20 protein-coding genes are annotated in these 20,110 nt (G+C 68.3%); 8 read left to right on the forward strand and 12 right to left on the reverse strand.

All coding sequences use genetic code 11. The features are described from left to right. The first annotated feature begins 346 nt into the window (after window positions 1–346). Together ACMGFE_RS03370 and ACMGFE_RS03375 are read left to right on the forward strand one after the other, a co-directional pair. Window positions 347–1,717: a geranylgeranyl reductase family protein gene (locus ACMGFE_RS03370; protein WP_436923677.1), complete on the forward strand. Its 1,371-nt coding sequence runs from the start codon at window positions 347–349 to the stop codon at window positions 1,715–1,717. 439 nt (window positions 1,718–2,156) lie between these two features. Beyond that, the gene (locus ACMGFE_RS03375) at window positions 2,157–2,642 is read left to right on the forward strand and encodes an archaellin/type IV pilin N-terminal domain-containing protein (protein WP_436923678.1); all 486 of its coding nucleotides are present in this window, start codon (window positions 2,157–2,159) and stop codon (window positions 2,640–2,642) included. 111 nt (window positions 2,643–2,753) lie between these two features. Here the strand turns inward: ACMGFE_RS03375 and ACMGFE_RS03380 are convergent, their stop codons facing one another. Together ACMGFE_RS03380 and ACMGFE_RS03385 are read right to left on the reverse strand one after the other, a co-directional pair. Further along, window positions 2,754–4,034 carry an amidohydrolase gene (locus tag ACMGFE_RS03380; protein ID WP_436923679.1) on the reverse strand — a complete coding sequence of 427 codons (1,281 nt, stop codon included), beginning with the start codon at window positions 4,032–4,034 and terminating at the stop codon, window positions 2,754–2,756. Between the two features lie 148 nt (window positions 4,035–4,182). After that, a complete protein-coding gene (locus ACMGFE_RS03385) occupies window positions 4,183–4,494 on the reverse strand; it encodes a 30S ribosomal protein S10 (RefSeq protein WP_436923680.1) in 312 nt (103 codons plus the stop codon). A 128-nt stretch (window positions 4,495–4,622) separates the two neighbouring features. On the opposite strand from ACMGFE_RS03385, the gene ACMGFE_RS03390 reads away from it, so the two are divergent. Further along, a complete protein-coding gene (locus ACMGFE_RS03390; RefSeq protein WP_436923681.1) occupies window positions 4,623–5,075 on the forward strand; it encodes a bis(5'-nucleosyl)-tetraphosphatase in 453 nt (150 codons plus the stop codon). Between the two features lie 212 nt (window positions 5,076–5,287). Further along, window positions 5,288–5,707 (forward strand): hypothetical protein, encoded by a 420-nt coding sequence (locus ACMGFE_RS03395; protein ID WP_436923682.1) that lies wholly within the window; start codon window positions 5,288–5,290, stop codon window positions 5,705–5,707. Window positions 5,708–5,736: 29 nt separating this feature from the next. On the opposite strand, the gene ACMGFE_RS03400 is transcribed toward ACMGFE_RS03395, so the two are convergent. Beyond that, window positions 5,737–6,150 (reverse strand): DUF5684 domain-containing protein, encoded by a 414-nt coding sequence (locus tag ACMGFE_RS03400; protein WP_436923683.1) that lies wholly within the window; start codon window positions 6,148–6,150, stop codon window positions 5,737–5,739. A gap of 292 nt (window positions 6,151–6,442) precedes the next feature. Here ACMGFE_RS03400 and ACMGFE_RS03405 point away from each other — a divergent pair, with 292 nt between their 5' ends. Beyond that, a complete protein-coding gene (locus ACMGFE_RS03405) occupies window positions 6,443–7,519 on the forward strand; it encodes a DUF5787 family protein (protein ID WP_436923684.1) in 1,077 nt (358 codons plus the stop codon). A 152-nt stretch (window positions 7,520–7,671) separates the two neighbouring features. Here the strand turns inward: ACMGFE_RS03405 and ACMGFE_RS03410 are convergent, their stop codons facing one another. From ACMGFE_RS03410 to ACMGFE_RS03430, 5 genes are all read right to left on the reverse strand, one after another. Further along, on the reverse strand, window positions 7,672–7,818 hold the full coding sequence (locus tag ACMGFE_RS03410; RefSeq protein WP_436923685.1) for a DUF7563 family protein: 147 nt from the start codon (window positions 7,816–7,818) through the stop codon (window positions 7,672–7,674). 76 nt (window positions 7,819–7,894) lie between these two features. After that, entirely contained in the window at window positions 7,895–8,392 is a 498-nt protein-coding gene (locus ACMGFE_RS03415) for a DUF5797 family protein (RefSeq protein ID WP_436923686.1), read from the reverse strand. Window positions 8,393–8,477: 85 nt separating this feature from the next. Continuing rightward, window positions 8,478–8,900: a Mut7-C RNAse domain-containing protein gene (locus tag ACMGFE_RS03420; protein WP_436925144.1), complete on the reverse strand. Its 423-nt coding sequence runs from the start codon at window positions 8,898–8,900 to the stop codon at window positions 8,478–8,480. A gap of 116 nt (window positions 8,901–9,016) precedes the next feature. Beyond that, window positions 9,017–10,756, reverse strand: a complete 1,740-nt coding sequence (gene polX / locus ACMGFE_RS03425) for a DNA polymerase/3'-5' exonuclease PolX (protein WP_436923687.1) — start codon at window positions 10,754–10,756, stop codon at window positions 9,017–9,019. Next, window positions 10,753–11,205 carry a DUF5788 family protein gene (locus tag ACMGFE_RS03430; RefSeq protein ID WP_436923688.1) on the reverse strand — a complete coding sequence of 151 codons (453 nt, stop codon included), beginning with the start codon at window positions 11,203–11,205 and terminating at the stop codon, window positions 10,753–10,755. Before ACMGFE_RS03430 ends, polX begins: the two co-directional genes overlap by 4 nt. 176 nt (window positions 11,206–11,381) lie before the next feature. Here ACMGFE_RS03430 and ACMGFE_RS03435 point away from each other — a divergent pair, with 176 nt between their 5' ends. After that, the gene (locus ACMGFE_RS03435; RefSeq protein WP_436923689.1) at window positions 11,382–11,987 is read left to right on the forward strand and encodes a DUF7110 family protein; all 606 of its coding nucleotides are present in this window, start codon (window positions 11,382–11,384) and stop codon (window positions 11,985–11,987) included. Between the two features lie 103 nt (window positions 11,988–12,090). On the opposite strand, the gene ddfA is transcribed toward ACMGFE_RS03435, so the two are convergent. Then, on the reverse strand, window positions 12,091–12,348 hold the full coding sequence (ddfA, locus tag ACMGFE_RS03440; RefSeq protein WP_436923690.1) for a DdfA family disk-determining factor: 258 nt from the start codon (window positions 12,346–12,348) through the stop codon (window positions 12,091–12,093). 55 nt (window positions 12,349–12,403) lie between these two features. Further along, window positions 12,404–13,078 (reverse strand): stage II sporulation protein M, encoded by a 675-nt coding sequence (locus ACMGFE_RS03445; protein ID WP_436923691.1) that lies wholly within the window; start codon window positions 13,076–13,078, stop codon window positions 12,404–12,406. Between the two features lie 168 nt (window positions 13,079–13,246). Between ACMGFE_RS03445 and ACMGFE_RS03450 the strand changes: the two genes are divergently transcribed. Further along, the gene (locus ACMGFE_RS03450) at window positions 13,247–14,218 is read left to right on the forward strand and encodes a phosphoadenosine phosphosulfate reductase family protein (protein ID WP_436923692.1); all 972 of its coding nucleotides are present in this window, start codon (window positions 13,247–13,249) and stop codon (window positions 14,216–14,218) included. 279 nt (window positions 14,219–14,497) lie between these two features. Here ACMGFE_RS03450 and ACMGFE_RS03455 read toward each other — a convergent pair whose 3' ends face one another. Next, window positions 14,498–14,803, reverse strand: a complete 306-nt coding sequence (locus tag ACMGFE_RS03455; protein ID WP_436923693.1) for a DUF7344 domain-containing protein — start codon at window positions 14,801–14,803, stop codon at window positions 14,498–14,500. Between the two features lie 237 nt (window positions 14,804–15,040). Between ACMGFE_RS03455 and ACMGFE_RS03460 the strand changes: the two genes are divergently transcribed. Next, a complete protein-coding gene (locus ACMGFE_RS03460) occupies window positions 15,041–19,159 on the forward strand; it encodes a PAS domain S-box protein (protein ID WP_436923694.1) in 4,119 nt (1,372 codons plus the stop codon). A gap of 124 nt (window positions 19,160–19,283) precedes the next feature. On the opposite strand, the gene ACMGFE_RS03465 is transcribed toward ACMGFE_RS03460, so the two are convergent. Further along, the gene (locus ACMGFE_RS03465) at window positions 19,284–20,036 is read right to left on the reverse strand and encodes a DUF7979 domain-containing protein (RefSeq protein WP_436923695.1); all 753 of its coding nucleotides are present in this window, start codon (window positions 20,034–20,036) and stop codon (window positions 19,284–19,286) included. Between the last annotated feature and the right edge of the window lie 74 nt (window positions 20,037–20,110).

The following is a 20,110-nucleotide window of genomic DNA, read 5'->3' on the forward strand; positions in this document are numbered from 1 at the left end:
GCGCTCACTCTGTTCGCGCTCGGAAGAACCGCGCCTCACTTCGTTCGGCGCGGATGCTCATTGCAGGATAGAACGTGGGCGGTCGTTGTCCTTCGAGTATAGCATCCGCATGCCGCAGGCGTGCCGTTCCCTGAACTCACGCCGAGGTGCGCGGACGCCGGCGCGCTTGCTGGACCGCCTGTACCGAGCATACGCCGAGCGAAGCGAGGCGTTTCACCGGCCGCGAACGAAGTGAGCGGCCGGCCTTTTTCACCCATGTTTTTGGCCGGGGGGTCGCCGCAAGCGACCCCCCGGCCAAAAAGATGGTAGTAAAGAGTTTTCTTCCCTCCCCCGCGAAAGATGGACCATGACCACACGCGAGTACGACGTCGTCGTCGTCGGGGCGGGGACTGCGGGCTGTTACGCCGCGGCGACCGTCGCCCACGAGGGTTACGACGTCGCACTCCTCGAACGCAAACCCGAGGAAGAAGGGGGCCACATCGCCTGCGGCGACGCCCTCAAGGGTGCCAGTTCGTTCCCGGAGGCGATCCCGAAGTCGCAGATCGAACCGGCGATGACCAACACCGACGTCGACCACGGTCGGTTCGAGATCCCCCAGGAGGACACCGTCGTCGAGATCCCGGTGCCCGGGGAACTCGCCGTCATCGACCGCTGGGAGTACGGCAAGCGCGTCATCGAGGGGGCGCTCGACGCCGGTGCGGAGATCCACTTCGACACGCTCGTCCAGAACGTCACCCAGGCGGACGACGGGACTGTGACGGGCGTCCGGGCGATGCACGAGGGCGACCCCGTCGACTACGAGGCCGAACTCGTCATCGACGGCGCCGGGGCGCTCTCGATCCTCCAGGACAACATCGACTTCGACGGGAGCACGTTCGACACGAACGTCAGCTACCAGCAGTTCTGCTCGGCCTACCGCGAGGTGGTCACGGTCGACGAACCCGTCGAGTGGTCCGACGCGCTCGTGTTCAAGCCGACCGAGCGCGCCGCGGGCTACCTCTGGTACTTCCCCCGGACCGACACCGAGATCAACGCCGGTCTCGGCTTCCAGATGACCGAGGAACCGATGAAACTCGTCGACGACCTCAAGCGCGACCTCCGGGACCGCGAGGAGTTCGAGGGCGCCACCGTCGAGGACAAACTCGGCGCGGCGCTACCGACCCGTCGGCCCTACGACTCGGCGGTCGCGCCGGGGTTCATCGCCGCCGGCGACGCCGCGGGTCTCGTGAACCCCACCACCGGCGGCGGTATCGGCGGTGCCGCCTACTCCGGGCAGTACGCGGGCGAGCAGGCCGTCGAGGCTATCGAGGCCGGCGACGTGAGCGAGGACCGCCTCTGGGAGTACAACGAGAACGTGATGGACCACTTCGGCGCTCGCTTCGCCACGCTCGACGTCTACAACATCTTCACGACGGCCTACGACATCGACGACCTGATGGGGCTGCTGGCGGCCCTGCCGGCCGAGAAGATCGCCGAAGGCCTCTACGAGGGTGAGACCGACATCGGCCTCTGGCTCAAGCTCAAGACGGCCGTCAAGTCGGTCGGCCACTGGGGGACGATCTACGACCTCTACGAGACGAAGCAGCTCGCCGAACGCGTGCTTGACCACTACGAGGCCTACCCCGAACACCGCGCCGGATTCGCCGACTGGCAGGCCGAGCGCGACGAGATCATGGACGACGTCTACGCGACCACGGGCGCCGACCCCAAGTACTGATACTGCCCTGCCCTGCCCTGCCCTGCCCTGCCCTGCCCTGCCCTGCCCTGCCCTGCCCTGCCCTGCCCTGCCCTGCCCTGCCCTGCCCTGCCCTGCCCTGCCCTGCCCTGCCCTGCCCTGCCCGAACCACTTCGCTCCCGTCTCGTTCTCTCATGCGGACTCATACGTTGTCACTCCGTCCCTGGCAGGCCACTCGCTCCGTAGTCGGTCGATCGGCCGCCCGACCCGTTGGGAAGGCGCTGCCACGACGAGACACTCGAACGTCCACCTGTTCGCTGGCCCGAAATCGTTCGAAACTGACAAACATTTATATGCAATCCTCAACCAACTGAACGTACGACGCGCCGTGTGGGAGCGGCCCGGGAATCGGTCCGTTGGGGGGCCATTCGAAGTCGGAGTCGTAGATCCCGGTGTCGTACAGGGGCGCGTGGGGAAGACCATGAACGCACGAGACACACAGAGAGGGGTTTCACCGGTCATCGGAGTCATCTTGATGGTCGCGATCACAGTCCTCCTGGCGACGACGGTGGCGACGTTCTTCATGGGGTACGAGGACTCGCTGACGGGAATGGGGGCGCCGACCGTAGCGATCTCGGGCGAGTTCGACGTCGACAGCGGCGGGCACGAGCTCGCGCTCGAGTTCACCGGCGGCGAGGTCGTGGCCAGGGAGAACGTGAAAGTACAGGTCTCGAACGCCGAGTGCCTCGGTCACGGGACGGTCTCCGACCGGTTCGACCTGGGAGAACTGGGCGTCTCCGCCTCGGAGGTGATGGCCGGGACGCGCGCCGACATCGCGGTCGGGACCGTCTGTCCGCCCGCGGCGAGCCGCCTCCAGCTCTCGGGGACGGAGGTGACCGTCTCGTGGCTCAGTTCCGACGGCGCCGACGGGAACACCCTCTACCGATGGCGGGGGCCGGGCGCGTAGGGACGGCGTCGTCGCCGCCGCGGCTGCCGTCGCGGCGTGGAGCGCTCCGGTCGGGGGACGTCGGCTTCCTTCGATCGAGGACGGGTTTCCCCCTCCGACCGACGTGCTCGCTCAGGGTCGCTCTCTCGCGAGTGCCCGGATCGTCTCTGCCAGCGTATCGACGCCGATGACCAGCGAGTCCTCGTCGACGTCGAACGTCGCCGTGTGGTGACCGCCCGGGTGGTCGGTCCCGATGCCGACGTAGGCGGTTTTCCCGCCGTTCTCCTGGACGCGGCGCATGAGGAAGGTGGCGTCCTCGCTCCCGCCCAGGTCGTCGCGGCGGACCACCGAGTCGACGCCGTCGGTCAGTCCGGCGACCGCCTCGACCACGTCGACCACCGCGTCGTCGCTCTCGGCGCCCGGCGCCTCGCCCTGGGGCGTGATCTCGACGTCGCACTCGTGCATCGCCGCCGCACCCTCGAAGACCGACCGGGCGCGGTCGCGCATGTACTCCATCAGTTCCGTCGTCTCGCCGCGGACTTCCCCCTCGATGTGCGCTCGCTCGGGGACGACGTTCGTCGCGCTGCCGCCACCGACCTTGCCGGCGTTGACCCGCGTCTTGCCGTCCTCGTGGCGGGGGATGGCATGGAGGTTCTGGACGGCAGCCGCCATCGCCTGGACGGCGTTGCGTCCCTCGGCGGGTCGCGCCCCGGCGTGGGCGGGTTCGCCCGCGAAGTCGGCGCGGAACTGGTGGACCGCGAGGAACCCCTCGATGCCCGCGACGACTTCACCGGTCGGGTGGTCGAGGCCGACGTGAGCGGCGAGCAGGTAGTCCACGTCGTCGAGCAGGCCGCTCTCGGCCATCGGTTTGCCGCCGCCGATGGCCTCCTCGGCGGGCTGGAAGAACACCTTCAGCGTGCCCTCGAAGTCGCCGTCCGCGACCGCTTCGAGCACGCCCAGCCCGATGGTCGCGTGGGCGTCGTGGCCGCAGGCGTGCATCAGTCCTTCGTGCTCGGAGCGGAACCCCTGACTGGCGGGAGCGTGGCCCTCGTCGGCCGACTCCTCCCGCGGCAGCCCGTCGATGTCCACGCGGAGACCGATCGTCGGGCCCTCACCGCCCTCGACGGTCGCCATCGCGCCGGTGAACCCGCCCTGGAGTCGATCCAGGACGTCCGGGTCGGCGCCGGCGTCGAGGGCCCGCTGGAACCACTGGTCCAGTTCGGCGTCGTCGGGCACGGCGATGCGTTCCTCGGCGGCGAGCACCTCGGGACCGACGCGCACCTCGTCGACGTCGAGCGACTGTAGTTCCTCGACGACGCGGGCGGTGGTCCAGAACTCCCGCCAGGCGGGCTCCGGTCGCCGGTGAAAGGTGCGGCGCAACTCGACCAGGCGGTCGCGACTCGGTTGGCTCATGACCGACGAGAGGACGGCGAGGGTGTAGACGGTTTCGGGAGGAACGGGACGGGGACGGACCGTGGAGCGGAGTCGGACGGACCGCCGGGCGGTGCGAGTCGGGCTGGAGAGCGGGGTGAGTGAGGTGGGGACGCGCTGGGTCGCGGACTCAGACCTGTTCGATCTCGGCTTCGACGTGGATGCGGTCGGGGTAGTCGTCGCCGGCGACGGAGCGCGCGAACTCGTCGTGGCCGTGGATCTCGACGGTCCGGGTGTAGGAGGTGTACTGCCATGGCTCGAACCGGCCCCCGTCGGCCGAGAGCCGTTTGGTCTGTGGCACCCGGTAGTCGGTCGGCGGCCGGGGATGGGGGCCTTTCAGCTCCACGCCCTTGCGCTCGGCGGCGGACTTGACGCCGTCGACGACGTCGTCGAGGAGGCGTCGATCCCCGCTCGTGAACGTGAGCTTCGTGACGAACGGCATATCCGTCCGGTCGCCGGGCGCGCGGATAAGCGATGCGTTTGTCCCTCGACGGAGGTGTCGGACGGATGTGGTATCGGCCTGGCGACGCTCCGATATTCACTTAAGGTGTGATAGAGTACGTATCGGCAATGATAGAGGCCACGAGCGCGGGAGCCATCCTCTTTCGCGACACGCGTGGCCGGCGGGAGTACCTGCTCCTCAAAAGTCGCCCCGGCGACTGGGAGTTCCCCAAAGGGGGCGTCGAGGGCGACGAGGAGCTCCAGCAGACCGCCATCCGCGAAGTGAAAGAGGAAGCCGGAATCGGTGATTTCCGGCTCTTGGACGGCTTCCGAGAAGACTACGACTACGTGTTCGAAGCCAACGGCAACACCATCCACAAGACCGTGCACCTGTTCATCGCCCGCTCGTTCGAGGCGTCGGCCGAGCTCTCCCACGAGCACCGCGACCTCCAGTGGCGCGACTACGAACAGGCCGTCAACACCGTCACGCAGGACGGCCCCCGCGAAATCCTCGAACAGGCCCACGAGTTCCTCGACGAGAAACTCGCGGAGGAAGACGAGGACGAAGACGACGAGGAGTAGCCACGGGCTGAACCGTGCCACTCCGGCCGCCCGATACGCGGCCAGCCAGCGACTTCTCTGCCCCCGCTGGCACTTCCCCACCTGTCAGTTCGAAACCTGTTCGTGCCGTCTGGGTTTCTCGTCTGACCTGGGCTGAGATCCGGTTACGTCGACGACAGCACATGTCTGATCCAGTAGGTTAATCACGGTCGACTGGATACCGGTGGTACGTCATGCTACTCGGATTCGACGACGAGGCGTTCAAGCGGTCGGTGGCGGCGATCTTCGTCGCGTTGCTCGTCACCGGATTCGTTCCGGTTCTCAACCTGATCCGATACGTGCCGCTGTTCAAGGAAGTGCTCCTCGGCGCGCTGGTCGTGGTGGCGTTCACGTCGCTCTCGGACGCGGAAGACGGGATCAAGTTCGCCCTCGTCACCGGCATGCTGGCCGCCGTGGCGTTCAACCTCGTCTACATCCCCGGGTCGATCCTGCTCGGCGGGCTCCTCGGCGCCGCGGCCGGCGACGGGGCGACTGGCGCGATTATGGCGATCAACGGCCTCGGCGCGCTGATGAACGTCTTCGGTCTCGTCTTCATGTCTCCCGTCGGGTACATCCTGGGCGGGGCGCTGGGGAGCGTCCTCAACGCCGAGTAAAATCGTTGGTTCCGACCAGCGTTCGCCGCTCAGATTCCGGTCACGCCGCGATACTGGGCGTCGCCGAAGCCCAGCAGCGGGAAGAAGATGAACCCGAGGAAGGCCAGCCCGAGTCCGAAGCCGGTCCCCTTGCCGAACGCCTTCGCCACGTCGATCATCGGAATGATGACCGCGAAGGGGATGAATATGCTCAGCAGCACCCAGACCATGTCGCGGTCCGCGATCTCCGCCACGAGGACGTAGACGTTGTAGATCGGGATGATGGCCGCCCAGCCGGGCTGGCCAGCCTTCGTGAACGTCTTCCACATCCCCGCGATCGAGATGACCGCGAGGAGCATCGGGACGGCGAAAAACAGCAGTCCCAGCGCCGCGAGGGCGCCGGCCCCGCCGCCGTTGCTTTGCAGTGCGACCGTTCCGAATCCGCTCAGTAGGCTCCCAGCCATGTGCGCACCTCTTTCCGCATAGTACATAAATCCTATCCTCCTGGAAACAGGTCACTTGCCAGTACCGTTCGTTCGCCCGAGCGCGTGGACGTTCACAAACCGCCGGGAACGGACGACAGCGGGCCTGTAATCCGGCCGGTCGGATCGATGCTGCACGTCAACAGGGGGATATGCCGAACGGCTGCGAACGGATCTGTCCGGGAATCCGGACGCCACCTGTCGCTCTCGTCGGGAGCGCGGTTCCGTGCGCGCCGCGAAACCTATAAGCGGCCGCCACCACCTATCTCGGGTCGTGTCACCCGGGGACGGCGAGGCCCTCGGCGGGTCGGAGTTCGTCTTCGAGCTGTGCGTCTGCCAGTGGGCCGAGCGCGAGTGGCCGCCCGACGGCGTCTCGACCGACGAGGCGACCGCAGTCGTCTCGCGACAGATCGGGACCAGGGACCGCCGCTGGGACACCGTCGTCGTCGAGTGCGACCCCGAGGGGCTGCGCCAGCGGGCGAACTTCGGCCTGCAAGAACTCGACTCGGATCTGTTGCACGTCGTCCGCAACGCGCCCGCAGAGTGGGCGTGGTACCGCGACGCGCTGCCGGACCCGGGCTACCCCTGGCGGTACGTCCGCGAGGCCGTCCACCGCGCCGCTGACCGCGGCGTCGTCGAGACCCGGACGGGCTCGAACGGCCGCATCGAACTCCGGCGGAAGTGGGCGTATCCGGACTGGGTCCGCCGGATCGTCGCCATCGAGAACAAGCCCGACCTCGACGCCAGCGCCGCCCGCGCGCTCGCGCCGCAACTCGAACGCGACGTGGCTCTGGCGCTCGCCGACGAGGTGTGGGTCGCGACCACCGAGACCGGCGAGACGGTCGAACCGGCGCTGATCGAGGACGTCCCCGTCGAGGCAGGTATCCTCACCGTCGACGCCGACGGCGACGCGAGCGTCTCCTGGCACCCGCGGACGCTGGCCGCAGACGACCCCGGAACGCGCATCCTCGAACGTCCGTCCGGCGGCGCCCGCGACGCCTCCGCCGCGCGTTTCGAGTACGCCGACGCGGCGTGGAAGCGCGACAAGCGCCTCGAACTGGCCGAGCGAGCCTTCGGCCGCGGTTGGCGCTCCTACGCCGATACCATGCGGCCCGACTGCCGGCACTTCCGACTCACCGACGAACGGCCCGGGTTCCTGCCGTACTGCGCCGCCAAGAAGTGCCACCAGACAGCCGGGCAGTGTTCCGGCTCGTGCCCCGATTTCGAACCGGAGCCGCCCGTCTGGCGGTCTCGCGACTGGCCGATCTCGGGCGGGCCGGGAAAAGGGCTCAAACGACTGCTCGACCGCCAGCGGCGCCGTCAGCGGCCGGGACTCGACGAAACGTCGTAGCGGTCGCCATGGGCGTCGACGGGAGGTGGCGCTCGCCACGGTTGGTCTCTGGTGAGACCGTTCCGGATCGATCGGGTCGTCTGCCGCTCTCACGGATCTTCGTCGATACGGCGCTGAAAGGAGCCGTTAGCGCTGTTTCTCTGGTGCCCGCTTCAGTTGCGTTTCGAACGGACGTCCCCGTTCGCCCGCGTCATGTCCTCGCAGTTCGGGCAGACGCGCGGCTGAGACATGTCGTTCGGCGCGAAAACTCGTACGTACGCCCTCGTCACAAACGATCCGCAGTTCAAACACGTCGCCATGATATACGACGAGCGAGGAGAGGGATAACGATTGTCTCTGCAGTCAGGGTGGTTCTACCGCGCCGAGAACGGTCGTTCACTCGTCGCCGTCGACTCGCTCGACGTCCAGCGCGTCGCGCTCGACGGCGAGGCGGTAGGTCGGGACGGTCTTCTGGACGCGCGCGACGACGCCCTTCTCGGTGAGCGAGCGAAGCGCCGAGCGCACGTCGTCCACGTCGGGCTCGGGGTCGAATCCCTCGTCGCGCAGGGCGTGGAGCGTAGCGACGACGCTCTGGGGCTCGGCGTCGTGGTCGGGGAGGACGTCGATGGTCGCCGCCTGGAGCGGCGGGGCGGTGACGACCTGTTCGTTCACCTCGCCCTCGACCTCGTCGCCGACGAGCTCGTTCGCCTCGGGCGTGGCGCAGATGAGGCTGTCCTCGTTGCGGTAGTAGTAGTCCTTCAGCTCGGATTCGAGGTACTGGTGGACGTCGCTCCCGCTGTCCATCTCCCACTGGGCCTGGAGCTCGGCGTTCTTCGTCGGCTGGAGCGCCACCACGTCCGCGAGTCGCTCGCGGGCCTCGTCCGATAACGTCATTCGTCCGCCGGTAGGGACATGTGCTATTAAGCCGTGTTGCTTGCCGGTCGGCGACCGCCCGCCGTCCGTCGCCGACCGCGGGCGGTCAGAGGTCGTCGAGGGTCGCGGCGACGTCGTCCCAGTGGCTGCCCTTCCAGAAGTGCTGCCCGCAGTTGCGACAGCGCCAGACGGTCTCCTCGTGGGTCTCCGGCGCGTAGTCGGGCGTCGGCTCCGTCCGGTCGACCAGTTCGAGCGGGCCGTTGCAGGCGCTACAGCGGGCCGGCTCGTCGGCCAGGTCCAGGTCGAACCCGGCTTCCCGGAGCTCCCGCAGTTGCTCGGTCACGTCGCGAGTCGAGAGCAGTTCCGTCCGCTCGCCGCGCGCCGCCAGCCGGCGGCTCCGCGTGACGAGCACGCGGCCTTCGGTGTGGGCCAGCGCCAGAATGTCGTCGTCGGACTCGATCCCCCGCTCGGCTACGTAGGCGGCGTCGTACCCGCACATCCGGAGGTACGTGGCGAGCTTGCCGAGCATCGTGTCGAGCAACAGCGCCGTCTCCGCGGACGGCCGCTGTGGGATCTCGTCCTCGGTCGTCACGGTGCTCGCTCTCGGGTCCTGCACGCCCTCGTCAGTGTCTGACTCGTCGCCGGTCATTCGAGGAACTCGCGCAGGCCTTCGACGGCTCTCGTATTGAGTACGTCGGTCTCTTCGGCCCAGCCCCGACGCGCCGTGTGGACGCCGTAGCGGACGAGTTCGTAGCGAACCGGCCGGTGGGCGTCAGTGTTGATCGCGAGTGTCGCGCCCGCTTCGACCGCCGTCTTGACCGCCCCACCACCCAGGTCCAGTCGCGCCGGGTTGGCGTTGATCTCCAGGGCGGTGTCGTGTTCCGCCGCGGCCGTCGCGAGGCGCTCGACGTCGACGTCCAGGCCCGACCGCTGGTTGATGTATCGGCCGGTCGGGTGGCCGATGACGTCCACCTCCGGGTGTTCGGCGGCGGCGACCAGTCGGTCGGTCCCGTCGCCGTCGAGCCCCGAGTGCGGGGAGGCGACGACCACGTCGAGTTCGGCGAGCAGGTCGTCGGCGACCGAGATCTCACCGTCCGTCGAGATGTTGGCCTCGACGCCGGTGAACACCGCGATGTCCGCTTCCTCGGCGACCGCCTGGACCTCGTCGATCTGTTCGCGGAGTTCGTCGTCGGGGACGCCGACGCCACCGACCATTCCCGGTCCGGTCGCGTGGTCGGTGATCGCGACGTACTCGTGACCGAACGCGGCGGCGCCCTCGACCATCTCCGCGATCGTGTTGTCGCCGTCCGACCAGCCGGTGTGGACGTGCAGGTCCCCACGCACGTCGTCCTCGGCGATCAGGTCGGGCAGGTCGCCGTCCCGCGCCGCCTCGATCTCGCCCCAGTTCTCGCGGATCTCTGGGGGCATCCACGGCATGTCCAGCGCCTCGTACATCCCCTCCTCGGTCTCGCCGGCGATGCGCTCGCCCGCCCGCTGGTCGGCGTCGGGGTCCTCGACGCCGGAGACGTCGAAGACGCCGTACTCGTTCATCTTCAGGTCGCGCTCGATGGCGACGTTCCGGAGCTTGACGTTGTGGTCCTTGCTCCCGGTGAAGTACTGGAGCGCACTCCCGAACTCCGCGGGGTCGACGACCCGCAGGTCGACGCGCACCTCGCCCGAGCGGACGCTCGCCTTCTGGTCGCCCGCCTCGATGACCGCGTCGGCCTCCGACCAGTCGGTGAACGCGTCGACGACCGTCTCGGCCTCCCGGCTCCCGACGAGCACGTCCACGTCACCGATCGTCTCCTTCCAGCGGCGGAGCGACCCCGCCAGGTCGATCCGGTCGATCGCCGGGCGCCCCGCCAGGTAGTCGACGACCCGCTCCCCGCGCGGGCGGGCCTCCCCCAGCAGCTCGCGTTCGGTCGCCTCGCGAGCGAACTCGATGTTCTCCAGGATGTTCTGTTCGGTCTTGGCGCCGAACCCGCTGACCTCCTGGATCTCCCCGGCCTCCGCCGCGGCTTCGAGGTCGTCGAGCGTCTCGATCCCCAGTGCCTCGTAGAGGGCGCCGACGGTCTTCGGGCCGACGCCCTCGACGCGGGTGAGCTCCTCCATGTCGACCGGGAGGTCGGCGCGCAGTTCTTCGAGTTCCTGGATCTCGTCGGTCTCGACGTACTCGACGATCTTCGAGGCGATGGCGTCGCCGACGCCCTCGATATCGTCGAGCGCGTCCTCGCCGCCGTGGGCCAGCCGGGCGACGTCGCCGGGGTGCTCGCGGACGTTCTCGGCCGCTCGCCGGTAGGCTCGGGGTTTGTACTCGACGTCTCTGGCCTCCAGCAGGTCGGCGAACTCCTCCAGACGGGCGGCGATGTCGTCGTTGACGCTCATGGGGACCTCGACGAGCGGTGCGAGCCCTGGCTGTCCTGGTCGCGGCCAAGCGCCTGCTTCAGGAAGTTCATCCAGCGCTTCTTGTCGGCGGTCTCCTGGGCCTCGATCTCCGCTTCGAGGTCCGTCGGCCCGAGGTTCTCCAGGGCGTTGAGCGCCCGGTCGATCCCGATGATCGCCTGTGCCTGCCGCTCGCCCTCCTCGCGGGAGATATCGCCGTCCTCGATGAGCTCCTTGCGCCGGAGCCGTTCGCGCCGGAGGTTCGTCTTCGCCCGGTCGACGCGCTCGCGCTCGCCCGCCGGCACCGTGTCCCGGCGCTTGATCTCGAAGACGAACTCGCGCAACTCGACCGGCTCCCCCTGGACCTCGATGCGGTCGGGGATTTCCGCGCCCACGGTCGCCCCCTCCCGGCCGATGCGTTCCAGGAGTTGTTTGCGCTCGTACTCTTTCACGAGTTCGTCTCCGGTCTCGACGGCCAAAAACCCACGCGATACCCGGGCGGCGGAGCGCTTCTCGACGGACGGCGCGCGGTTCGCAGGGCGCGAGTCGGAAGGGTAGCCCCTATATGGGTGGGCGTTCTACAGGTGTGTAGCACCGTCGTCAGCGGACGGCCGGCGATCCCATAAACATGAGCCGCGTATACAGACTCCACTCGACACTGGAACTGCCCCTGGAGGACGTGTACGACTTCTTCGACGACCCGGATCTCCCGGACAACGTCGAGGACGTCGACATCACGCGCCGGAACAACACGCTCATCATCAGCGCGGTCTCCGTCGACGAGAGCATCAGCAAGTACACGCCGACGGCCCAGTTGAAGGCCAGCGTGACCGAGAACCGCGTCTACGAGGAGATCGAAGAGGACGAAGACGAGGACAGCACGCCGGTCCACACCACCGATACCGCCGGCGGCCCGCAGTGGGGCGCCCTGGAGGAAGAAGAGGAGGAACCGCCGTCCGAACTCGTCGAGTACGCCTGTTTCAAGGGCGACCGCGAGACGGTCCTCCAGAACAGTACCCTCCAGTACGAGATGTTCCAGGTACTCTGTGACATCGCCCGGATCGCCGAGAAGGGAACGCTCACCGCCATTATCTCGCCCGACGAGGACCTCGAAGCGATCCGCATCGTCGACGGCGAAGACGTGCCCGCTTCCATCAACGTCGTCGAGGACCCCCGCGAAGACGAGGACTCCGAGGGCGTCAACTGGCGAGACAACGAGTTCATCTCGGGCTGAGGGCCGCTGGTCGCTGTTCTTATCGCACCGCTCGGTTCTGTCTGGCGCTCGTCTCCCGAAAAACTGCTTTTCCGTAGACGTCCGTTCTGTTCGAAGCGAGTCCCTACTCTCCGGCGTCGCGAACGTCGACGGTCCCGTCGCTCTTGCAGACGACAGTGCAGTCGGCGTACTCGAACGTCACGCGCCCCGCTGGGATGGACCCGGGGGTGTCGAAGAGACTGTCCAGCGCGTCCGGGTCGAGGACCTCGTACAGCGACGGGAGCGACATCTCCTCGACGCCTCTGTGGGCCGCGACCGACGACACCACCGTCTCGCTGAGCGACGCGGCGTCCTCGCGTTCTCCGGAGCCTGCCGTAGTCATCAGTCCCCGATTCACCGGTGAAACGTAAAACTCCTCCGAAGGGAAATCGGGCGCCTCAGGCGTTCACTGGGTCGAGCGCGCCTTCGCCGGCGACCCACTCGACCACGTCGAGCGTGACGTTGACCTCGATCCAGGCCGCGACGGCGATCATCGCCGCGAGCAGGACCGAGAGGACGGCCAGTTCGAACAGTTCCACGCGGCTCAGCGGCGTCTCGTCCCAGCCGAGGAGGTAGCGCAGAATCCGGTGGGGGATGCGCAAGCCGACCGAGGCGGCCATGAAGAACGCCGAGAGTTCGAGGACCCCGTGGGGGAGCAGCGCCGCGAGGACGACTGCCCACGACGTCTGGCGGACCGCGAACGAGACGACCGCACCGACGAGGGCGCCGTTGACGACCAGTCCGAACAGCGAGAGCAACCCGCCCGTGACCGCGCCGAGTCCGATAAACAGCAACGCCCGGAGGTTGTTCAACAGGAGCGGCACGAACGCCAGCTCCGGGAGCGGGCTGTCGCCCGGTATCCCGCCCTGTGCCTCCTCGATCAGCGCTTCCAGTTGCTCGACGGGGATCGTCCCGACGAGCGCGTACGCCGCGAAGGCGCTCGCGAAGAACACTGCCAGCGCGGCGACCAGGTGCCAGCGAAACCAGCGCGTGTACCGGGCCCGGCGGTGCAACGACCGCACCGACCGCTCTCCCCTTCGTCCCTGTCGCCGTTCGTCGGTGCGCGCACTCATCGCCTCCCGCTTCAACCCCGACCCATTTCGTTGCACCGGTGACACGACCGACGTCTGGCCCTCGACCGCACTTCCCCCGCGATCCGCCTTTGTGACGTGTTTCCAAGCCCCGGGGGCCCGGTTCTCCAAAAAGAACTTATCCCGCCGGGTAATGAGATGTAATTACCGATGTCAGCAGACTTCCCCGACTACCTGGACGTCGACTACACGGACGGCGAGGGCGAGGACCCTGCCGACTACTCGCACGTCAACGAGAAGATCGAGAAGGCCATCGAGGTCACCCGCAAGGGTCTCGAGGAGTACGAGAACCCGGTCGTCATGTGGACGGGCGGCAAGGACTCGACGCTCACCCTCTACTTCGTCAAGGAGGTCGCCGAGCAGTTCGACCTGGAGGTTCCGCCGGTCGTCTTCATCGACCACTACCAGCACTTCGACGAACTGATCGACTTCGTCGAGCACTGGGCCGACGAGTGGGACCTCGAGGTCATCTGGGCTCGCAACACCGACGTGGGCGACTACGTCGACGAGCACGGCCTCGAACCGGGCGACGACATCCCCATCGACGAGCTCTCCGAGCACAACCAGCACCACGTCCGCGACATCCTCGAGTACGAGGAGGACACCTTCCCGTTCCTGCTGGACACCTACGTGGGCAACCACCTGCTCAAGACCGTCGCGCTCAACGACGCCATCGAGGAGCACGAGGTCGACGGCATCATCTCGGGCATCCGCTGGGATGAGCAGGAGTCCCGCGCCGACGAGACGTTCTTCTCGCCGCGCCACGACCCGGACATCTACCCGCCCCACGACCGCATCCAGACCATCCTCCAGTTCGACGAGGCCGCCGTCTGGGACGCCTTCTGGAACTTCGTCGTCCCCGACACCGTCGAGGACTTCCCGGACGAGGGCTACGTCCCGGAGACGGACGACGACCTCCCCGAGGGCATCGAGCAGGAGGACATCCCCGTCTCGCCGAAGTACTTCGCCGGGTTCCGCTCGCTCGGCTCCGAAGTCAGCACTGACAAGGCCGCCGAGGAACCCGCCTGGCAGCAGGACCTCGACTCGACGACCGAGCGCGCTGGCCGCGCCCAGGACAAAGAGGACCTGATGGAGCGCCTGCGCGACCTCGGCTACATGTAAGCCCCCAGGGAACCACTGCATCCGACGCGACTTTTCGTCGACCCCGTTCGGCACTGTCGAACGACTGCCGTCTCTCGACCGTCGGCAACACCGGAGCGGAGCCACCGGTCCGGTTCGCCTTTAGAACACGCGTTCCGGCGCCGACGGTCGCGGCGGCAGCGGGAACCGGCGTCGGCGACGGTCGGTTCGAAGCAATCGAACCCGGACCAGGTGAAACGGAGGAATCGGGGACCCTGGCAGAGCGCGGCACGTCGGGTGAACGCGGCGCGCGCACCCAGATTACGGCGTTATCTGCTTCTCGTCGCGGTCGTAGTCGAGGACATCGAGCGCGTTCAGTTTCGGCAGATGCTTGTGGTGGAGCACGATCTCTACGGCCCGAACCGCTTCGATGTCGTCCGGGTCGCCGCCTTCACGAGCGACGATTCCCGTCGCGAGCTCGCGGAGGCCGAGCGGGGTCGTTCGTTCGTCGAGAACGTCGAGCAACAGGCGACGTCGTCGCTCCGAGAGGACGCCGAACAGTTCGCTCTCCGTGAGGTCGGCGGTCGCCGCGAAGTCGGGTCGGAGTTCGGTCGTGATCTGAGACATAAAGGGGATCACCAGTGTGTCGTGGTGGTGTATCTCTTCAGAGATTCCGTGTCACCGTAAGCTCACGCCATAATCAATTAGGTGGTCGGAGTTGGCGAGGTCCGCGGGTGCGTTCGGACTGGCCGAACGCGACCGACTACCCGGTCGACGGGATCTGTCGCGTTCGGTGACTGGATTCGTACGGCAGGGTGTTCCGACGACGGAGGGTTAATGGGTCGGGGACGCCTGCGGTGGGTAATGGCAGGGGGACCGCTGACGGACGCGATGCGGACGACGCTGGCGCTGTTCGACGAGTCGGGGGAACCGCAGACGACGACTGAGATCGCGGAGCGGCTGGACCTCGGCCGGCGAGCGACGTACGGCCGGCTGGACCGCCTCGTCGACCGCGGCCGACTCCGGACGAAGAAGGTCGGGGCGAACGCGCGAGTCTGGTGGCGACCGGCCGAGCCATCGGACCGGCCGTCGGCGGAGTGGCCCGCAGCCGCCGAATCGCTCGTCGGGGACGTCCTCGACGACGTCGAAGTCGGGATCTTCGTCCTCGACGAGCGGTTCGACGTGGCGTGGATCAACGACACCGCCGAGCGCTACTTCGGGGTGGACCGCGAGCGGGCGCTCGGTCGGGACAAGCGCCGGCTCGTCGACGAGCGGATCGCGCCCGCGGTCGAGGACTCGGCGTCGTTCGCGAGCACCGTCCTCGCGACGTACGACGACAACACGTACACGGAGCGCTTCGAGTGTCGCGTCACCGCGGGGGACGACCGCTCGGAACGCTGGCTCGAACACCGGAGCAAGCCGATCGAGGCCGGCGCGTACGAGGGCGGCCGGGTCGAGCTCTACTACGACGTCACGGACCGCGAGCGCGCCGAACGGGCCCGGCTCGAGGACCGACGGGAGTTCGCGTCGCTGGTCGAGGCCGTGGAGGAGTACGCCATATTCACCCTCGACACCGACGGTCGGGTCGCCTCGTGGAACCCGGGCGCCGAGCGGATCAAAGGATACGATGCGGACGAGATCGTCGGCGAGAACGCCTCGGCGTTCTACACCGACGCCGACAGGGAAGCCGGCCTGCCCGAGGCGAACCTCGCGGCGGCCGCCGAGTTCGGTTCGACGGAAGACGAGGGGTGGCGCGTCCGCGCCGACGGCTCACAGTTCTGGGCGCACGTCACCGTCACGGCGATCACGGACGACGAAGGTGAGCTGACCGGCTACGCGAAGGTGACCCACGACGTCACCGAGCGCCGGGAGCGCGAACGCCGCCTCCGCGAGGAGAAGGCGTTCACCGAGAGCATCCTCGAGAACCAGCGCGACGTGGTCTACGCGTTCGACACAGACGGGACCTTCCGTCGATGGAACGACCGCCTGCGCGAGGTGACCGGGTACGCCGACGAGGAGATCGGCGCGATGCCGCCGGCGGATCTGGTCTCGGACGAGGCGGAGGGGGACCTGGCCGCGGCCCGCAACCGAGTGCTCGAGATGGGCGAGAACGTGACCGTCGAACTTCCCCTCGTGACGAAGGGGGGCGAGACGATCCCCTACGAGTTCACCGGCGCGCCGATGCGGGACGACGACGGGACCGTCCGCGGCGTCACCGGGATCGGGCGGGACGTGAGCGACCGGCGAGCCAGGGAGCGGCGCCTCGAACGCCAGCACGAGGAACTGGCCAGCGAACTGGACGAGGTCTTCGAGCGCGTCGACGACGCGTTCTACGCGCTCGACGAGCAGTTCCGGTACACCTACGTCAACGACCGCGCCGAGGAACTGCTCGGTCGGGACCGGGCCGACCTGCTGGGACGGTCGGTGTGGGACGCATTCGACCTCTCGGAGGACTACCCGGTCCGCGAGCACTACGAGCGAGCCATGGCGACCCAGGAGTCGACCACGTTCGAGCGGTACTCGGAGCCGCTGGGGATCTGGACCGCGATGCGCGTCTACCCCTCCGAGTCGGGACTGTCGGTGTATTTCCGAGACGTCACCGAGCGCAAGGAGACCGAGGCGGCGCTCCGCGAGAGCGAAGAGCGACACCGGCTCGCGCTGGAGGCCGGCGGCCTCGGGGCGTGGGAACTCGACCTCGAGAGCGGCGAGTCGCCGGACCGCTCGCCCCACCACGACCGGATCTTCGGGTACGACGAACCGCTCGACGAGTGGGGGATCGAGCAGTTCCTCGACCACGTCCACCCGGCGGACCGCGAGCGGATCGAGGAGAGCTTCGAGGCCGCGCTCGACGAGGGCGAGTGGACGTTCGAGTGTCGGATCGTCCGCGCTGACGGCGCCGAGCGGTGGATCGAGGCCCGGGGCGAAATCTCCTACGAAGGCGGCGAGCCGGTGCGAGCGCTCGGCGTCGTCAGTGACGTCACCGAGCGCAAGGAGCGCGAGCGGAAGCTGGAGGAGTCGCGGAACCGATACCAGACGCTGGTCGAACAGTTCCCGAACGGCGTCGTCGCGCTCGTCGACGAGGACCTCCAGTACGTGACGATCGGCGGCACGCCACCGGAACAGACCGGACTGTCGCCGGGGGACATCGAGGGAAGTACGGTCCGCGAGGCCCTGCCGGACCCGTTCGCCGACGCGCTCGCCCCGCGCTACGAGGCCGCTCTCGAGGGCGAGCCCAGCGAGTTCGAGGGCGAGTTCGGCGACCGTAGCTTCGAGTTCCGGGTCGTTCCCGTCCGCGACGAGGACGGCGAGGTGTTCGCGGCCATGGGGATGTCCCAGGACGTCACCAGTCGAACGGCCTACGAGGACTACCTCGAAGACGCGAAATCCCAGCTGGAGGCCGCGACGGAGGCCGGGGCGGTCGGCACGTGGGAGTGGCACCTCCGGGAGGACCGGTTCGTCGCCGGCACCGCGCTGGCCAGGCAGTTCGGCGTCGTCCCTAGCGACGCCAGGGACGGCGTCGACCCGGAGCGGTTCTTCGATGCCGTCCACGAGGCCGACCGCGACCGCGTCGAGGGCGAGGTCAGGGCGGCACTCGACGAGTGCGGCGAGTTCGAGTCCGAGTTCCGCGTGCGCAACGCCGAAGGCGACGTCCGCTGGGTCGTCGCGCGCGGCTCCGTCGAGTGCGACGAGGCCGGTGACCCGGTCTCGTTCCCGGGCGCGCTGACCGACATCACCGAACGCAAGCGGACGGAGATCGCGGTCGAACGCCAGCGCCAGCAACTCGCGGCGATGAACAACCTCAACGAGGTCGTCCGCGAGATCACCGAGGCGGTCGTCGAGCAGTCCACGCGCGAGGAGATCGAGCGGACGGTCTGCGACCGGCTCGCCCGGTCGGACTCGTACCTGTTCGCCTGGATCGGCGACGTCGACGCGTCGTCCCAGACCGTCGCCCTCCGGACGGAGGCGGGCGTCGAGGGGTATCTCGACGGCGTCACCATCTCCGTCGACCCCGACGACGAACGGAGCGAGGGACCGACCGGTCGAGCGCTCCGGACCGGCGAGATCCAGGTCACGACCGACATCCGCGCCGACGACCGACACGACCCCTGGCGCCCCCACGTGGAAGAACACGGGATACGGTCCTCGGCGGCGATCCCGATCGTCCACGAGGGGACCGTCTACGGCGTGCTCAACGTGTACGCCGACCGGCCACGGGCCTTCGACGGCCAGGAGCGAGAGGTGGTCGCGCAGCTGGGCGAGGTCGTCGGCCACGCCATCGCCGCCGCCGAACGCAAACGGGCGCTGATGAGCGACGAACTGGTCGAACTCGAGTTCCGGATCCGCGACGTGTTCGACGTGCTCGACGTGCAGAGCGGAGCGGACGGCAGGTTCTCCCTCGACCACTCGGTCCCCGCCGGGGACGGCGCGTTCCTCGTCTACGGCACTGCCACGGCCGACGCAGTCGACAGCGTGCACGCGCTTGTCGAGGCGCTGCCCCACTGGGAGGCAGTGACCTTCCACTCCGACGGCGACCCGGCGGCCTTCGAACTCAAGCTGACAGAACCGCCGGTCCTGTCGGTGGTCGCCTCGCAGGGCGGGTACGTCGACAACGCCGTCGTCGAGGACGGCGACTACGTGATGCGGGTCCACCTCGCCCCGACCGCCGACGTGCGGCAGGTCATCGACTCCGTCGAGTCCGCCTACCCGACGGCCCGGATGCTCCGTCGCAGACAGATACGGCGCGACCACGACGACCCCTCGCGGACCCGCAAGCACCTCGTGGCGGACCTGACCGACCGCCAGCGGACAGCGCTCGAAGCCGCGTACCACGCGGGCTTTTTCGAGTGGCCCCGCGACACCTCGGGCGAGGACCTCGCCGAGTCGCTCGACGTCGCGCCCCCCACGTTTCACCAGCACCTCCGGAAGGCCGAGCGGAAGGTGTTCGCGTCGCTGTTCGCGTCCGCGGTGCAGGCTGTCGGGTAGCGAACGTACGGTCCGGACCGGGGAGCGACACAGCCCGCGTCGTCGAGGACAGAAGACACTTACCCGAACCGGGGCCGAGGTCGAATCGCTCCGTTCCTAGCGCCACTCTCCGCACCGCAGGCAGTCACGACCGCGCGGCGGTCCGCCCGCCGAGCAACCAGCCGAGCCCGGTGCCCGGCACCGCGAGTCCGACGAGCGGGACCAGGAAATAGAGCGCCGAGAGGTTCGGGCCCCAAAGGAGGACAGCCACGGATAAGGCGAGCGTTCCCGCGGCCGCACCCGCGATCCAGACGTCCCGTAGCCGCGCGGCGATACCGGCGAGTACCGGCACCGCTGCGGCCAGCGCGAACGACGTGTTCCCGAGCCAGGACACCTCGGACGGGTCCGGCGCGGCTAGCACGTTCGCTCCGAGGAGCGCGAGGCACGCGGCGACCGGGAGTGCGAGGAGTAGTGGCCGACGCCCGCGGCCGGAGACGTACGCAGCAACGCCGACCAGCAAGCCTCCGATCGCCAGCACCGAGTCGCGTGCATTGCCCTCGAACAATCCGCCGTTCCCGTCGGCGCTCGTAGTCCGGAGCCAGTATACCGTTCCGTCCTTCCGGACGAAGGCGTTCCCGCGGAGCGCCTCGACGGCCGCCTCGTCCTCGTACGACGAGCTGACGACGTGGCCGTCTTCGATTGCTCCGTCGACCGCGGTCCGAGTCCCGGGCGGCAGCGCCGAGTAGTTCGTCACCGTCGCGCTCTCCGGGACGTCTCCCCGTTCGACCACCTCCGTGACCATCGTCTGCTCGCTCAAGGGGGAGAACGCCGCGGCGCCGAAGGACACGAGGAGCAACCCGGTGACCGCGTAGGCGACGGCCTCCGTGGTGGAGTTCATAGCCGACGCTCGGAGCCATCAGATAAGTGTCTTGTCTACGGGGTAGCGGTTCCGTCGTCGCGACTCGGTCGCGG

It is taken from the genome of Halosimplex amylolyticum, from assembly GCF_051414035.1.
GTDB lineage: Archaea > Halobacteriota > Halobacteria > Halobacteriales > Haloarculaceae > Halosimplex > Halosimplex amylolyticum.

What these genes read in the sequence shown, in the direction of transcription:
- ACMGFE_RS03395 (WP_436923682.1), top strand. Translation starts at nt 5,288, where the DNA reads ATGCTACTCGGATTCGACGACGAGGCGTTCAAGCGGTCGGTGGCGGCG.
- ddfA (WP_436923690.1), bottom strand. Translation starts at nt 12,348, where the DNA reads ATGACTACGGCAGGCTCCGGAGAACGCGAGGACGCCGCGTCGCTCAGC.
- ACMGFE_RS03370 (WP_436923677.1), top strand. Translation starts at nt 347, where the DNA reads ATGACCACACGCGAGTACGACGTCGTCGTCGTCGGGGCGGGGACTGCG.
- ACMGFE_RS03420 (WP_436925144.1), bottom strand. Translation starts at nt 8,900, where the DNA reads ATGCTCGGCAAGCTCGCCACGTACCTCCGGATGTGCGGGTACGACGCC.
- ACMGFE_RS03450 (WP_436923692.1), top strand. Translation starts at nt 13,247, where the DNA reads ATGTCAGCAGACTTCCCCGACTACCTGGACGTCGACTACACGGACGGC.
- ACMGFE_RS03460 (WP_436923694.1), top strand. Translation starts at nt 15,041, where the DNA reads ATGGCAGGGGGACCGCTGACGGACGCGATGCGGACGACGCTGGCGCTG.
- ACMGFE_RS03390 (WP_436923681.1), top strand. Translation starts at nt 4,623, where the DNA reads ATGATAGAGGCCACGAGCGCGGGAGCCATCCTCTTTCGCGACACGCGT.
- ACMGFE_RS03380 (WP_436923679.1), bottom strand. Translation starts at nt 4,034, where the DNA reads ATGAGCCAACCGAGTCGCGACCGCCTGGTCGAGTTGCGCCGCACCTTT.
- ACMGFE_RS03385 (WP_436923680.1), bottom strand. Translation starts at nt 4,494, where the DNA reads ATGCCGTTCGTCACGAAGCTCACGTTCACGAGCGGGGATCGACGCCTC.
- ACMGFE_RS03410 (WP_436923685.1), bottom strand. Translation starts at nt 7,818, where the DNA reads ATGGCGACGTGTTTGAACTGCGGATCGTTTGTGACGAGGGCGTACGTA.
- ACMGFE_RS03455 (WP_436923693.1), bottom strand. Translation starts at nt 14,803, where the DNA reads ATGTCTCAGATCACGACCGAACTCCGACCCGACTTCGCGGCGACCGCC.
- ACMGFE_RS03445 (WP_436923691.1), bottom strand. Translation starts at nt 13,078, where the DNA reads ATGAGTGCGCGCACCGACGAACGGCGACAGGGACGAAGGGGAGAGCGG.
- polX (WP_436923687.1), bottom strand. Translation starts at nt 10,756, where the DNA reads ATGAGCGTCAACGACGACATCGCCGCCCGTCTGGAGGAGTTCGCCGAC.
- ACMGFE_RS03415 (WP_436923686.1), bottom strand. Translation starts at nt 8,392, where the DNA reads ATGACGTTATCGGACGAGGCCCGCGAGCGACTCGCGGACGTGGTGGCG.
- ACMGFE_RS03435 (WP_436923689.1), top strand. Translation starts at nt 11,382, where the DNA reads ATGAGCCGCGTATACAGACTCCACTCGACACTGGAACTGCCCCTGGAG.
- ACMGFE_RS03375 (WP_436923678.1), top strand. Translation starts at nt 2,157, where the DNA reads ATGAACGCACGAGACACACAGAGAGGGGTTTCACCGGTCATCGGAGTC.
- ACMGFE_RS03465 (WP_436923695.1), bottom strand. Translation starts at nt 20,036, where the DNA reads ATGAACTCCACCACGGAGGCCGTCGCCTACGCGGTCACCGGGTTGCTC.
- ACMGFE_RS03400 (WP_436923683.1), bottom strand. Translation starts at nt 6,150, where the DNA reads ATGGCTGGGAGCCTACTGAGCGGATTCGGAACGGTCGCACTGCAAAGC.